Source organism: Actinoallomurus purpureus (genome assembly GCF_024055795.1).
Taxonomy (GTDB): domain Bacteria; phylum Actinomycetota; class Actinomycetes; order Streptosporangiales; family Streptosporangiaceae; genus Actinoallomurus; species Actinoallomurus purpureus.
On the sequence record NZ_JAMXMY010000008.1, the window covers coordinates 138,475 to 152,597 of the forward strand.

Below are 14,123 nucleotides of genomic sequence, written 5' to 3' on the forward strand. Positions count from 1 at the left end.
GCCCGTGGCGGTCAATATTGACAGGAATTCCAATGAGCCGTGGCGGGCGGGGGTCACCCCCGAGCGGAATCCCGGATCTGTTCCTGGAGGGCGCCGACCTCCGTGACCGGGAGCCGGCAGGTGAAGTCGCGGCAGACGTACGCGGCGGGCCTGCCGTCGACGGGTGTCCGCCCGTCCAGCAGGGGCACCCCCGAGCCGACGGCGACCACCGCGGGCAGCGGGCTGAGCAGCGCCGCCCGGTGCAGCTCCCGTGTCCGCGGGTCGTCCGCCGGACCCGCGATGGCGATCTCCAGCGGGCCGGCGAGGGCCGCCTCCGCGACCGCGAGCCCCCATCCCGCGAAGCGGGAGTGGCGCTGCGCGAGGGGCGTCACCGGGCCCAGAGCGGCCAGGGCCGCCTCCCGGTGCCTGGCCGAACCGGTGAGCGCGGCGTACGACAGCAGCGCGCCCGCCGCCGCGAACCGGCCGGACGGCGTGGCGTTGTCAGTGGGGTCCTGCGGACGCTTCCACAGGCGCTCGGCGTCGTCGGCGGTGTCGTAGAAACCGCCGCGCCGGTCGGCGAACCGCTCCAGGACCACGTCGAGCAGTTCCCCGGCGAACCGCGCGTGGCCGGCCTCGCCCGTCACTCCGTGCAGCGCGATGAGCCCCTCCGCGAGGTCGGCGTAGTCCTCCAGGACGCCGGCGTTGGTTCCGGCGCCGCCCGCCCGTGAGGTCCGCAGCAGCCGCCCGTCCCGCCAGTGCGTCTCGCGCAGCAGCCGGACCGCCTCCTCGGCGGCGGCGACGAGATCCGGCCGGCCGAAGTACGCGCCGCACTCGGCGAGGGCAGCGATCGCCAGGCCGTTCCAGGCGGCGACGACCTTGTCGTCACGTCCCGGCGGGACCCTTCGGGACCGCGCGTCGAGCAGCGCGGCGCGGATGCGCGTGTACCGCTCGCCGTCGTCGGGGTCCGCACGCAGTTGCAGGACCGACGTGCCGTGCTCGAACGTTCCCGTCCCGGTCACCCCGAACAGCCTCGCGGCGTACGCCCCGTCGTCCTCGCCCAGCACCTCGGTGAGCTCCCCGGGCGTCCAGACGTAGTACGCGCCCTCCTCGAGGCGGCCCTCGGCGTTCTCGCTGTCGGCGTCGAGGGCACTGGCGAACCCGCCCTCCGGCGTGCGCAGATCCCGCACCATCCAGTCGCAGGTCTCCAGGGCGACGCGGCGGGCGAGCGGACCGCCGGTCAGCCGCCACCAGTGCGCGTATACGCGGGCCAGCAGGGCGTTGTCGTACAGCATCTTCTCGAAGTGCGGCACCACCCAGCGCTCGTCCACCGAGTAGCGGGCGAATCCCCCGCCCAGCTGGTCGTACATGCCGCCCCGCGCCATCGCGTCGAGCGTGCCCTCGGCCATCGCCGGGCCGTCGCCGCCCCGCGCGGCGTGGCGGAGCAGGAACTCCAGCACCATGGACGGCGGGAACTTCGGTGCCGCGCCGAACCCGCCGTTCGCGTCGTCGAACGAGCGCGCCAGGTCGCGTACCGCGACATCGAGCACCTGCGGCTCCGGGGCGCCCTCGCCACCGAGGGCCGCCGGGCCGGCGAGCGCGCTCACGACCTTCTGCCCCTGGGCGATCACATCGTCGCGCTTGTCCCGCCAGGCCTGGGCCACCGCGCGCAGAAGCTGCTGGAAGTGCGGCCGGGGGAAGTAGGTGCCGCAGTAGAACGGCTCGCCGCCGGGTGTGATGAAGACGGTCATCGGCCAGCCGCCCTGGCCCGTCATCGCCTGGGTGGCCTCCATGTACACCGCGTCGACGTCGGGGCGCTCCTCGCGGTCCACCTTGACGCTGACGAACAGCTCGTTCATCAGCCGCGCGGTCTCCTCGTCCTCGAAGGACTCGTGCGCCATCACGTGGCACCAGTGACAGGCGGAGTAGCCGACGCTGAGCAGGATCGGCACGTCCCTGCGGCGCGCCTCCTCGAACGCCTCGTCCCCCCACGGGAACCAGTGGACGGGGTTGTCCGCGTGCTGCAACAGGTACGGGCTCGTGGCGTCCCTCAGTCGATTCATCATCTTCACCGTATCCACGCGGCCTGGCGGGTTCGCGGGCACTGACCCTCTTGAGGACTTAACCTGTCGGCAGAGTCCAATGACGGTCGGAGTGTGCACAGTGGACCCGCTCTCGGTATCAGCGCTCGTCACTCTCCTGTCGAAGATCTTCGACGGGACCACCGACAAGGTCGGTGAGCAACTGTGGGACAACCTGACCTCGGTCGTGCGGCGCGCCTTCGGCCGCCGCAGCACCTCCGTCGAGGCGGCCAAGCGCCTCGGTGAGCGACCGGGCGACCCGGACTCGATCAGGGCACTGGCCGACGCGCTCATCGCCGACTCCGCCCGCGACCCGCAGGGAGCCGTCCAGGTCCGCCACTGGCTGGCCCAGGCGGAGCGCGCCATCGCCCAAGACGAGGCCGTCCGCAACACCGTCACCGGCAACGTCCACGGCAACGTCGTCCAGGCCCGCGACATCCACGGCGACATCACCTTCTGAGGGGCCTCTCCACGTGGCCAGGTGACGTCGGCCGGGTGGTTCCCGGTCTTCGCGTCGGACGAAGCCGGCATCGACCTGTTCCTCGGGCGGTGAGGCCGTCGACGAGATCGTGGAGCAACCTTTCAGCCAGGCCGAAGGCGGGCTCCAGGAAGATCGGCCATCATCGCGGCCCATGCGAATTCTCCATGGCGGAGCGATGCTGGCGTCGGTGGCCGCGTTGTTCCTCTGCGCCGGCTGCGGGTCCTCCGGCGGCAAGGCGGCGGCCTCGCCGTCCGGGTCGGCCGGAACGGCGGGTGCCGGCGGCTTCGCGGCGTACGCCGCCTGCCTGCGACAGCATGGCGCCAACGTCCCGACGGCCCGTCCCAGTGGCCGGCCCTCCGGTCAGGCCGGGCAGCGAGGCGGTGGTTTCGGTGGCGGCCTGGGCGGGGCCGGCCAGGAGGCCCGGGACGCCTGCCGGTCACTCGCCCCCCAGGGACAGCGCCAGGGCATGCAGGAGATGCAGGCGTTCCGCAGCTGCCTCACGGATCACGGCGTGACGCTTCCGACCCCGACGCCGGGAGCCGCGCGCACACCGGGTGCCGGCCGTACGCCCGGCGTCCGCCGCTCTCCGGGCATGGGCTTCCTCGGCGGGCTCAAGACCACCGATCCGAAGATCGCCAAGGCGCTGAAAACCTGCCGTCCGCTCCTTCCGAGCTCCTCTCCCCGTCCGTCGGCGAACTGAGCCGTCGGCGATCCCGGTCCGCCCCCGGCGTCGGCGGGCGGAACGGGATCGCCGGCGTCCTCGTGTCGCGCCTCAGCGGTTCTGGGTCACCGTGGTGGCGGTCACGCTGCCGTCCTGGCCCGGCGTGCCCTGAACGACGACGGGCGCGCCGGCCTTGAGGTCCTTGACCTTCGCGCTCTTGGTGACGGAGACCTTCGTGGAACCGGTGGTCTTCACGCGCACGATCCCATTGGCCGTCTGGACGTAGATGACGTCGCCGTCGACGAGCTTGACGGTGCCGGACGTGCCCGCGCCGCCGGAGGGAGCAGCGCCGGTGCCGGAGCCCGGGGCCGTACCGGGTGCCGCCGGGCGGCCGCCCTGACCGGTGCCGGCACCCTCGCCGGGGACGCCGCCCTGACCGGAGCCCGCGCCCTCGCCGAATCCGCCGCGCCGGGCGGTTCCCGCTCCGAAGCCGCCGCCCGTACCCTGGCCGCCGGCGCCGGCGGCTCCGCCGGCTCCGCGGGCGAACGAGGAGAACCCCGCGGGTGCCTGCTTCGCGCCCCAGTGCTTGTCCGCCTGTACGCCGCCGAGGAACCCGGCGACGATGAGCACCCCGGCACCGAGGAACACGGTGGCCGAGGGGATCCGGCGTTCCTGTCGTGGTTCGGCGGCCGCCAGCTCTTCGGCGAGGTCACCTTCGAACGGTGAGGTGCGCAGCAGTTCTTCCGACGGCACGTCGTCGAGCGGTGCGTCGCTGCTCTTGCGCCGTGTTCCAGGCATGATTCATCCCTATTCGTGCTATTCGTGGCGAAGTGCTTCGATGGGCCGGAGCTTGGCCGCGCGGTTGGCCGGGTAGCTGCCGAAGAACAGCCCGATCGCGACCGAGACGCCCAGGGCCAGCGCGATCGAGCTGGGCACGATCACCGGCCGTACTCCCAGGACCGTGAACTGACTGCCGACCACACCCGCGGCGACCCCGAGCAGCCCGCCCAGGAGGCTGAGAACGGTGGCCTCGACGAGGAACTGGCCGAGGATCGCGCTCTTCGGTGCTCCGATGGCCTTGCGGATGCCGATCTCGCGAGTCCGCTCGGTCACGGTGACGAGCATGATGTTGGTGATGCCGATGCCGCCGACCAGGAGGCTGATGGCCGCGACCGCGCCCAGCAGCACGGTGAACGTCCGGCTGCTGCTGCTGATCGCCGACTGCAGGCTCGCCTGGTTCAGGATCTGGAAGTCGGCGGTGTTGGACCCGGAGATGTCGTGCCGCTGGTTCAGGACGTCGGTCACCTCGGCCTGCGCGGTGTCCACCACCTTGGGGGACTTCGCCTGAACCACGATCTGGTTCAGCGCCCCGTAGCCGGTCAGGCTCTGCTGCACGGCCGGCAGCGGCGCGATCGCGACGTCGTCGGCGTCCTGGAAACCGGACGAGCCCTTGGTCTTCAGGACCCCGACGACCGTGAAGTTCACCCCGCTGACGGTGATCTGCCTGCCCAGCGGGTCCACCGTGCCGAACAGGTCCTCGGCCACAGTGTTCCCGATGACCGCGACCTTGCGGCCGTTCAGTACGTCGTCGTCGGTGAAGTACGTTCCCCGGGCCACCGGGTCGTTGGATGCCTCGAAGTAGGCCGGGTAGGTGCCGACGAACTGCTGGATCGCGTGGGCGGTCCCCTCGTACGTCGCGTTCACGGACGAGGAGGTGACCACCGGGGAGACGCTCTTGACCGAGGGGACGTTCGCCGCGTCGGCCAGGGAGCGAGCGTCCTCGACGGTCAGGCTCTTGGCCTGCGCGCGAGGCCCGGTCTGCTGTGACCTCCCGCCGGCGCCCCCACCGCCGAACAGCCGGGCGAGGCCGCCCGCGCCCCCACGGCCGCCCGCGGTCGACGGCATGACGGTCAAGGTGTTGGTGCCGAGACGTTCGATGTTCTTCTGCACCTGCTGCGACGAGCCGTTCCCGACCGCCACCAGCATGATCACGGCGCCGACGCCGATCAGAATGCCGAGGGTGGTCAGGCCGCTGCGCAACTTGTTCGCCGCCAGCCCGCGCAGGGCGAACCTGAGTACTTCCCGTGTCATCGGTCGTCGGCCCTCAATTCGTCCCCGCCGGACCGGATGGCGGGCCGGCCCACGGGCGCAGTGCGCCGGTCCTCGACGATGCGGCCGTCGACCAGGCGGATCACCCGCTTGGCGCGGCGCGCGACGTCGTTCTCATGAGTGATCAGCACGATGGTGCGGCCGTCGGCGCTGAGCCGGTCGAGGACGCCCAGCACGTCGGCGGTGGAGCGGGTGTCGAGGTTACCGGTGGGCTCGTCGGCCAGCAGGAGCGCCGGTGCCGTCACCAGCGCGCGGGCGACGGCGACGCGCTGCTGCTGACCTCCCGACAGTTCGTTCGGCTCGTGGTCGACACGGTCGGCGAGGCCCACCTGCTCCAGGGCGGCCAGCGCCCGCCGCCTCCGCTCGGCGGCCTTGACACCGCCGTACGCCAGCGGCAGCTCGACGTTGGCCAAGGCGCTCATCCTCGGAATCAGGTTGAAGGACTGGAACACGAACCCGATGCGCCGGTTACGGAGGATCGCCAGCCGCCGGTCGTCGAGCGCGCCGACGTCCAGACCGTCGAGGAGGTACCGGCCCCCGGTGGGCACGTCGAGGCAGCCCAGGATGTTCATCAGCGTCGACTTGCCCGAGCCGGACGCACCCATGATCGCCACGTAGTCGCCCTCGTCGACGGCGAGGCGGACACCGCGCAGCGCGTGCACCGCCGTGTCGCCGTCCCCGTACACCTTGGTCACGTCCTGGACGTCGAGGACGGTCATCCCCGGGCTCCGCCACGGGCGCCGCCGATTCCGCTCCCGCCGCCGACGCCGGGGAAGCGGCCCGACGGGAATCCGCCGGTTCCCGTCGTGGCGGTGGACGTGACGAGCACCTGGTCGCCTTCCTGGAGGCCTGACGTGATCTCGGTGCCCTGGTCACCCTGGACGCCGGCCTGCACCACCCGGATCGTCTGCCGGCCGCCCGCCATCACGGTCACCGTGCTGCGGCCGCCGGCGGTCCGGACGGCGGCGGTCGGGACGTACAGCACCTTCTCCGCCTGCGCGGTGGTCACCCGGACTGTGGCGGTGGCCCCGATGCGGAGCCCGGCGGGCGGGGCGGTGAGCGAGACCGTCACGCCGTACTGCACCACGTTGTTCGAGGTCGTCGCGGTCTGGTCGATCTCGGTGACCTTGCCGGACGCCTGGGCGTTCCGAACGGCGTCGAAGGTCACGGTCGCCTCTTGGCCCCTCTTGAGCTTGGCGACGTCGGCCTCGGTGAAGTTCCCGGTCACCGCCAGCCTGGAGGTGTCGGCGATCGTCATGAACCCGCCCCCCGAACTGCTCGCGGAGCTCCCCGATCCGCTGGAACCGGACGAGCCGCCCGACCCACCGCCCGCCGCGCCGCCGGAGGAACCGCCCGCGCTGCCGGAGCCCGCCGACCCCGATGATCCGCTCGATCCGCCGGTCGAGCCGCTGGAGGATCCACCGACGGTGCCGTTGACCGCGACGACGGTGCCGCTGAACGGTGCGGTCAGGTCGGTCCCGTCCAGGGCGCGCTTGGCGCTGTTGTAGGACGCCTTCGCCTGTACGTAGGACGAATAGCCCGAGGCCGTCGACGTGTCGCCCGCTTCGGCGGCGTCCAGGGCGGCCCGCGCGGCCTCGAGGTCGTCGCGGGCGTTGGCGTCGTCGACGGTGGCGAGCACCCGGCCCTTCTTGACCTTGTCGCCCACCTGAACGTTGATCTTGTCGACCGTGCCGCTGGTGGTGAAGGAGAGGTCGCGGGACTTGGCGCTGGCGACCGTGCCGGAGGCCGACACCGAGGCGACGACGGTGCCACGGCTCACCCGGACGATCCGGCCAGGGGACGACGCGCCCGCGTCATCATCCAGCGAGAGGTACGCGAACCCGGCACCGCCGGCGATCAGAACGGCCAGAGCGCCGTTGATCAGCACGCCACGGCGACGGAGGAGGGATTTCACGCGCCACAGCGTCTCGGAGGCTGCTTGGGCGAACCTGATCCGACCCTGAAAGGTTCCTGTGAGATCGTGCGGTCGTCGCGTGGGCACCGAGGCCACGACCAGGTGTCCACCGTCCTCGGAGAGGCCGCCTTCAGCGAACTTTGAGGATGGACTCGGCTTCCCGTGACCTTCGCCCGCCAGAATCCGACGCGTGAACCGGCCGACCATGCGCGATCTCCGGAGACCACCGTGGCTCACCGCCGGTGCGGTGGTCATGCTCGCGACCGGGGTGGTGGCCGTCGGCGACTCCTCGGCGAGCGCCACGGCGTACGCCCTCGTGCGACGCGGAACCGTGACGGCGACCGCGGGCGCCGCGGGGGCCGTCCGGAGCGCGGACACCCGCGAGCTCGTCTTCGGCACCTCGGGGACGGTGAAAGAGGTCGAGGTCGCGCCGGGCGCCCGGGTACGCGCCGGCCAGATCCTCGCGCGTCTCGACGACACCGCGGCCCGGGACCAGGTGGAGGTCGCCAGGGCCGCGCTCACGGCGGCTCAGGACACGTACGCCAACGCGCTGGGGGGCGTGTGCACGGGCTCCGGCGGGGCGGGTGCGGGCGGCGGCGCGGCGAGCGGGACGGGGGGCGGCACCGGAAACGCCGGTGCGGGCGGTGGCGGGAGTGCGGGCGGAACGGCGGTCCAGCCGGCCGGTTTCCACCGGCGTCCTCGGCCGACGCGGACGCCCACCGCGACCCCCACCAGCCCCTCACCCACCTCCACGCCGACTCCGACGCCGACGCCGACGCCGACCTCGCCGCGGCCGACCCCGACCGTCCCCACGCCCACGCCCACGCACACCCCGCGGCCGACCGGGCACCCCACTCCGACCGGGCATCCCAAGCCCAGCGGTCACCCGAAGCCGAGCGGCCATCCGAGGCCCGGCGGCAAGCCAGGCTCGGGCGGTGGCCGTCCCGGCGGGGGTTCGGGTGGCGGAGGCGGCTGCCAGGCGGGTGCGGTCGAGCAGGCCGCCGCGAAGGTCACCCAGGCGGAGGTGGACGTCCGGCATGCCGAGCGGACGCTCTCCGCGACCACTCTCCGGGCGCCCATGGCCGGCACCGTGCTGTCGATCGCGGGGACGGCGGGCGCCCCGGTCGGCGCGGGCAACGGCGGCTTCATCACGCTCGGCGATCTGGCCGACCTCCAGGTACGGGCCCTGTTCTCGCTCGGTGACGCGGACCGGCTCAAGGTCGGCCAACGGGCGGCGATCGGACTCGGGATGTCGGCGGACGGACGCTACACCGGCACCGTCACCGGCATCGACCCGGCGGCCACCACGAGCGGCAACCTCGCTCGGGTCGGCGTGAACATCTCCCTCGACGACTCCCCGGCCGGAGTGCTGGTCGGCATGAGCGCGACCGCCGAGGTCGTGACCGCGCAGGCGCAGAGTGCGCTGTACGTGCCCGCCGGTGCGGTGCGGTCCGAGCCCGACGGCACGGCGACCGTGCTCGTACGGCACGACGGTCGGACCACGGCCCGGACGGTACGCCTCGGCGTGCGGAGCGACCGGTACGTGGCGGTCACCGGCGGTCTGTCCTCGGGTGACCACGTGGTGATGCCCACGGGCACCGGCTCGGACGGTTTTCCGGACGGCGCCTTCCCCGGCGCCTGACGGCCTTCCGGTCTCCCGGCGGTGGCCGCGACCGCTCCACGAGCGGCGGGCTCCCGGACGACGAGTGTTCCGTCCTCCCGTTGGTGCGTCCGGTACCGGACGGTCTGCGGGTGGACGCACAGGCATACGGCCGGCGGCCTGCCCGGAGACGCCGGCGGCCCGGCCGAGACGGTCCCTGGTTCAGGACCTCTCCGCCGGGCCGGACGGCACCCCCGCCGTGGCGTCCGCCGCTCGGGTCAGCTGCCCGAGTTGGAAGCGAGGGTCACGCTCGCCGTGTGCTTGCTCCCGCCCCGTACGTACGTCAGCGAGATCTTGTCGCCGGGCTGGTGCCCGCGGATCGCCGCGGACAGGGTCTGGGCGTCCTCGACGGCCTTGCCGTCGACCTGGGTGACGATGTCGCCCTCCTGCAGGCCGGCCGATGCCGCCGGCGTGCCCTTCTGCACGCCCGCGATCAGGGCGCCCTGCTGGGCGCCGGCCGCGTCGGACAGCGAGACGCCGAGGTAGGCGTGCGTCGCCTTGCCGGACTTGATGAGCTGGTCGGAGACCTGCCGGGCGGTGTCGATCGGGATCGCGAACCCGACGCCGATGTTGCCGTTGCCGTTGCCCGAGGTGGCGATCGCCGTGTTGATGCCGATGACCTGGCCGGACGCGTTCACCAGTGGGCCGCCGGAGTTGCCCGGGTTGATGGCCGCGTCGGTCTGGATGGCGTCGCCGATCGTCGCGCTCGAGCCGCTGGACTGGCCCTGCTGCCCCGGGAACCCAGGCTGCTGCTGTTGGTTGTCGCCCTCGTTGAGGGTGCGGTGCAGCGCGCTGACGATGCCGGAGGTCACCGACCCCTCCAGACCGAGCGGGCTGCCGATCGCCACGACCGGGTCGCCGACCTGCAATTGGTCGCTGTTGCCGAGCGTCGCGGGCTTGAGCCCGGACACGCCGGACGCCTTGATCACCGCCAGGTCCGTGGCCGGGTCGGTGCCGAGCACGGTGGCCGAGGCCTTCTTCCCGTCGCTGAAGTTCACCGACATCTGGCCGCCCTGGCCGGCGTCGGCCACGACGTGGTTGTTGGTGAGGATCACGCCGTCGGAGCGCAGGATGACCCCGGACCCCTCGCCCTGACCGGTCTGAGTGGTCACCGTGATGGACACGACGCTCGGCTGCACCGCCTGGGCGATGGCCGCGATGCCGGTGGCGCTCTTATTGGAGGCCTGTTGCACCGCGGTCGGGCTCGCGAACACGGTGCGGCCGTTATCGACCAGCGCCGCGACGGCGCCTCCCGCGATCCCCCCGGTCAGGACCAGGGCGAGTGCGACGCCACCGGCCGCCGCCTTGCGCCGTGCCGTCCACCAGCCGGGCGGTCTCGGATCCGCCTGCGCGGGGTACGCGTACGGGTCCGGCTGCGGCCCGTACGGCGGCGCCTCGCCCCGGGCGGCGTAGGTCCCGGGTGCTCCGCCGTGGGGCGGCTGCTCCCCCGGCCCTCCGTACGCCGCCTCCTGCCGCGCGCCGTACGGCTGACCGTCGCGGCCGTCGTAGGCCTGCGGCCCCTGCGGGACGTGCGCCGGCGGCTCGTCCTGAGTCTCATGCGGCGCCGGGGTCGCCGGTCCGGGCTGCTCCCCGTACGGCCGCTGCTCGGCGGGCGGCCAGGATCGGGCGTCGTCGGGCTCCTGTGCTTCGGACATGGACGAGGAACCCGTCTGTGGCTCCACGGGTGGGGTGGTCCCGGCCTGTGATTCTTCGGGACGCTCGCCCGCGGGCCGGTCGTGGGTTTCCATCTCTTCGTCCCCCAAAGTCCGTACTTTGTCTGACGCTTTGAGGATGGCCACCCGGCCTTGAATGCTCCTGAGCCCAGCCTGAGAGTTGTCCCAATAAGGCCCTGATAAGAGCCGAACGCCGCAGGGCGGGAAGCCCGGCCGTTACACGCGGACGGCCTCCCCCGCGTCCGCGTCGATCGCGTCGGGGTCCAGCGGAAGGGTGATCAGGAAGGTGGCACCCTCCCCGGGAGCCGTCTCCACCTCCACCATGCCGCCGTGCGCGTGCACCAGCCCGGCGACGATCGCCAGCCCGAGGCCGGTGCCGCCGCGGCTGCGCGCGGGATCGGCGCGGTAGAACCGCTCGAAGACCCGCTCCGCCTCCTCATGGGGCATGCCCGGCCCCTGGTCGGCGACCTCGAGCACGGCCGCCGGGGACTCGCCCAACCGTCCGGAGCGCATGATGACGTCGACCGGGGTGCCGGCCGGAGTGTGCTGCAGCGCGTTGGTCAACAGGTTGCGGATGACCTGCCGGAGACGCAGTTCGTCACCGGTGACGATGAACGCCGAGCCGCCGCGCACCGAAAGCGTGATCTTCCGGTCGCCGTCGAGGACGCGGGCGTCGTGCACGGCGTCGGCGGCCAGCGCGAGCAGGTCGACAGGGCGCATGTCGAGGGGGCGCTGCTGGTCGAGCCGGGCCAGGAGCAGCAGGTCGTCGACGAGCGCGCCCATCCGGACGGCCTCGTTCTCCACCCGCTCGATGAGCCGGTCGAGTTCGGCGCGGTCGACGTCGTCGCGCTGCCGGTAGTACTCCGCGAATCCCCTGATCACGCTCAGCGGCGTGCGCAGTTCGTGGCTGGCGTCGGCGACGAAGCGGCGCATCCGCTCCTCCGACTCACGGGCGGTCGCCTCGGACCGCGCCTGCGCGTGGAAGGCCGTCTCGATCTGGGCGAGCATGCCGTTGAGCGCGTCGCCCAGGCGGCCGACCTCCGTCCGCGGGTCGGCGTCGGGGACCCGGCGCGACAGGTCACCCGTCGCGATCGCGGCCGCCGTGTGCTCGATCTGTTCGAGGGACCGCAGGCTGGCGCGCACGATGGCGATGCCGAGCCCGGCGACGAGGACGACGGCGACGCTGCCGACGATCAGCTCGACGCCCACGAGCTTGCCGACGGTGTGCTGGACGTCGGTCAGGTCACTGCCCGCGACGATGTAGCCGTCACCGACCGGCTCGATGTACACCCGCCACCGGGCCTCGCCGCTGACCGCGCCGACCGTCACCGGCCTCTGGGCATGCTCGTCGAGCCAGACGGGGTCGTCCGGCACGCTGGGGTCGGGCTGGACGACCCCCCAGGACGACACACCGGTGCTCTTGCGGAGCTTGCCCTGAGCGTCGCGCACCTGGACGACGTACTGGCCGGCCTGACCGGGCAGAGGCTTTCCGGGTACGGCAAGGGACCGTTCCGCCCGGTGGACCACGTCCCGGAGCTGGCCGTCGGTCCGCTGCACCAGGTAGTAACGCATCATCGAGACGCTGGCCACGCCGACCACGATCAGGGCCAGGGTGACGAGAGTCAGCACCGCGGTGATGAGCTTGATCCGCAGCGGGGTCCGGGCGGACAGGCGCCGCGCCCAGGCGGCCATCAACGCTCCGGCGGCAGGCGCAGCACGTAACCGACCCCGCGCAACGTGTGGATCAGGCGGGGGCCGAGCTTGTCGAGCTTGCGGCGCAGCACCGAGACGTACGACTCGACGATGCCCGTGTCGCCGCGGAAGTCGTAGTCCCAGACGTGGTCGAGGATCTGCGCCTTGGACAGCACGCGGTTGGCGTTGGTCATGAAGTAGCGGAGCAGCTTGAACTCGGTGGGCGACAGCTGGATCGGCTTACCCGACCGCCAGACCTCGTGGCTCTCCTCGTCCAGTTCGAGGTCGGCGAAGCTCAGCCGGGGCGGGGGCTCCGCCGGGCCGCCCTGGGCGCGGCGCAACACGGCGCGGATGCGCGCGATGACCTCCTCGAGGCTGAACGGCTTGGTGACGTAGTCGTCCCCGCCCAGCGTCAGCCCACGGATCTTGTCCTGGGTGGCGTCCCGCGCGGTCAGGAACAGCACCGGAATGTGCGCCCCGCCGCCGCGCAGCCGGCGGATGACGTCGAAACCGTCCATGTCGGGCAGCATGACGTCCAGCACGATCAGGTCGGGCCGGCGCTGCAGGGCGACCTGGACGGCCTCGCTGCCGCCGGTCGCCGTCGCCACCTCGAATCCCGCGTAGCGCAGACTGCCGGACAGCAGCTCCAGGATGTTGGGTTCGTCTTCGACCACGAGGAGTCGCGCTTCACTCACCCCTCCATAGTGACCTGCGGAGTTGAGGACTACCTGAAGGGGCCCTGAGAGCCTGCTCGGGAGACGCCCCGGAGGCCCTGGGCCGCCGCGGGGAATGAATCAAGTAGATGTACGTTACACATAACGCCGGTCCAGGAGGGGTACCGGCAGAGCGCGACCAGAGGCACGACGGCGGAGGGGGTCCCGCGTTGGTGACCAAAGTTCCCCAGGCGTACACGGCGCCGCTCCCGGCGTTCCACGCGGCGCCCGCGCGGCCCCGTAACCGCTGGTGGCGGGAAGTGCTCCTGCTCATCGGCATGTACGTGATGTACGACGGAGTGCGCATGCTGATGGCCGTCGGCCATGGGCAGGCGTTCGCTGACGCACATCACGTGCTCGGCATCGAGCGCGCACTGCGCATCGCCGACGAGCGGACCATCAACCACGCCGTCTCCGGCCATCCGGTCCTCGGCGTCTCCATGTCGTACGCCTACGCGACCCTGCACTACCTCGTCACGCCGATCGTGCTGGTCTGGCTGTGGAAGAGACGCCCCTGGCACTACGCGCGCGCCCGTACGACCCTGGTCGTCGCCACGCTGCTCGGGCTGGTGGGATTCTGGCTGTTCCCGACGGCCCCGCCGCGGATGCTGCCCGGGTTCATCGACACGCTCGGGAAGTACCACGAGTGGGGCTGGTGGTCCGGGGACGCGAGCGCGCCGAAGGGGCTGGGTGGCCTGACGAACGAGTTCGCCGCGATGCCGTCACTGCACGTGGGCTGGGCGGCCTGGTGCGGCTGGCAGATCGCCCGCAACACCGCCCGCCGCGGGCTTCAGGTCCTCGCCGTCGCCTATCCGATCTTCATCGTCGCCGTCGTCATCGGGACGGCCAACCACTACATCGCCGACGCCGTCGCCGGGCTCGCCGTGATCGTCGTCGGGGCCGGGGTGGCGGGTGCGGCCGGCCGGTTCCGAGACCGCTCCCCGGTTCCCCGGATGGTCTCCTCGTCCTGACGGAGTCCGCTCCACCGATCCCGGATGGCCACCTCGCCCGGACGCGACCGCCCGGCGCCGAGGCCGCCCCCGGTCCATGGATGGCCGCCTCGTCCCGACGCGGCTGACCGGCGCCGAGGTCGTTCCCCGGTTCCCCGGGTGGCGCGACCGACCGGCGCCGAGGCCGCTCTCCCGGTCCGCGGGTGGCCGCC

At 72.4% G+C, this 14,123-nt stretch carries 12 protein-coding genes; 4 read left to right on the forward strand and 8 right to left on the reverse strand.

All coding sequences use genetic code 11. The annotated features are described in order from the left end of the window. Positions 1–53: 53 nt before the first annotated feature. Positions 54–2,042, reverse strand: a complete 1,989-nt coding sequence (locus tag NE236_RS16950; protein ID WP_252842952.1) for a thioredoxin domain-containing protein — start codon at positions 2,040–2,042, stop codon at positions 54–56. Positions 2,043–2,139: 97 nt separating this feature from the next. Between NE236_RS16950 and NE236_RS16955 the strand changes: the two genes are divergently transcribed. Further along, complete coding sequence (locus NE236_RS16955) at positions 2,140–2,517, forward strand: hypothetical protein (RefSeq protein ID WP_252842953.1); 378 nt, start codon at positions 2,140–2,142, stop codon at positions 2,515–2,517. A 172-nt stretch (positions 2,518–2,689) separates the two neighbouring features. Continuing rightward, positions 2,690–3,238, forward strand: coding sequence for a hypothetical protein (locus NE236_RS16960; RefSeq protein ID WP_252842954.1), 549 nt, complete (start codon positions 2,690–2,692; stop codon positions 3,236–3,238). 72 nt (positions 3,239–3,310) lie between these two features. Here NE236_RS16960 and NE236_RS16965 read toward each other — a convergent pair whose 3' ends face one another. Genes NE236_RS16965 through NE236_RS16980 form a run of 4 tightly spaced genes read right to left on the reverse strand, consistent with a single transcriptional unit; the run spans position 3,311 to position 7,223 of the window. Then, positions 3,311–3,997 carry a hypothetical protein gene (locus tag NE236_RS16965; protein ID WP_252842955.1) on the reverse strand — a complete coding sequence of 229 codons (687 nt, stop codon included), beginning with the start codon at positions 3,995–3,997 and terminating at the stop codon, positions 3,311–3,313. An 18-nt stretch (positions 3,998–4,015) separates the two neighbouring features. Continuing rightward, positions 4,016–5,290 carry an ABC transporter permease gene (locus NE236_RS16970; RefSeq protein ID WP_252842956.1) on the reverse strand — a complete coding sequence of 425 codons (1,275 nt, stop codon included), beginning with the start codon at positions 5,288–5,290 and terminating at the stop codon, positions 4,016–4,018. After that, entirely contained in the window at positions 5,287–6,027 is a 741-nt protein-coding gene (locus NE236_RS16975; RefSeq protein WP_252842957.1) for an ABC transporter ATP-binding protein, read from the reverse strand. Before NE236_RS16975 ends, NE236_RS16970 begins: the two co-directional genes overlap by 4 nt. Beyond that, positions 6,024–7,223, reverse strand: coding sequence for an efflux RND transporter periplasmic adaptor subunit (locus NE236_RS16980; protein WP_252842958.1), 1,200 nt, complete (start codon positions 7,221–7,223; stop codon positions 6,024–6,026). The genes NE236_RS16975 and NE236_RS16980 overlap by 4 nt, the downstream gene beginning before the upstream one ends. Before the next feature lie 190 nt (positions 7,224–7,413). Here NE236_RS16980 and NE236_RS16985 point away from each other — a divergent pair, with 190 nt between their 5' ends. Further along, the gene (locus NE236_RS16985; RefSeq protein WP_252842959.1) at positions 7,414–8,865 is read left to right on the forward strand and encodes an efflux RND transporter periplasmic adaptor subunit; all 1,452 of its coding nucleotides are present in this window, start codon (positions 7,414–7,416) and stop codon (positions 8,863–8,865) included. Between the two features lie 236 nt (positions 8,866–9,101). Here the strand turns inward: NE236_RS16985 and NE236_RS16990 are convergent, their stop codons facing one another. From NE236_RS16990 to NE236_RS17000, 3 genes are all read right to left on the reverse strand, one after another. Next, positions 9,102–10,538, reverse strand: a complete 1,437-nt coding sequence (locus NE236_RS16990) for a S1C family serine protease (protein ID WP_252842960.1) — start codon at positions 10,536–10,538, stop codon at positions 9,102–9,104. Positions 10,539–10,772: 234 nt separating this feature from the next. After that, entirely contained in the window at positions 10,773–12,248 is a 1,476-nt protein-coding gene (locus NE236_RS16995) for a sensor histidine kinase (RefSeq protein WP_252842961.1), read from the reverse strand. Continuing rightward, positions 12,248–12,943, reverse strand: coding sequence for a response regulator transcription factor (locus NE236_RS17000; RefSeq protein ID WP_252842962.1), 696 nt, complete (start codon positions 12,941–12,943; stop codon positions 12,248–12,250). The genes NE236_RS16995 and NE236_RS17000 overlap by 1 nt, the downstream gene beginning before the upstream one ends. 191 nt (positions 12,944–13,134) lie before the next feature. On the opposite strand from NE236_RS17000, the gene NE236_RS17005 reads away from it, so the two are divergent. Beyond that, the gene (locus tag NE236_RS17005; protein WP_252842963.1) at positions 13,135–13,932 is read left to right on the forward strand and encodes a phosphatase PAP2 family protein; all 798 of its coding nucleotides are present in this window, start codon (positions 13,135–13,137) and stop codon (positions 13,930–13,932) included. Positions 13,933–14,123: the final 191 nt, after the last annotated feature.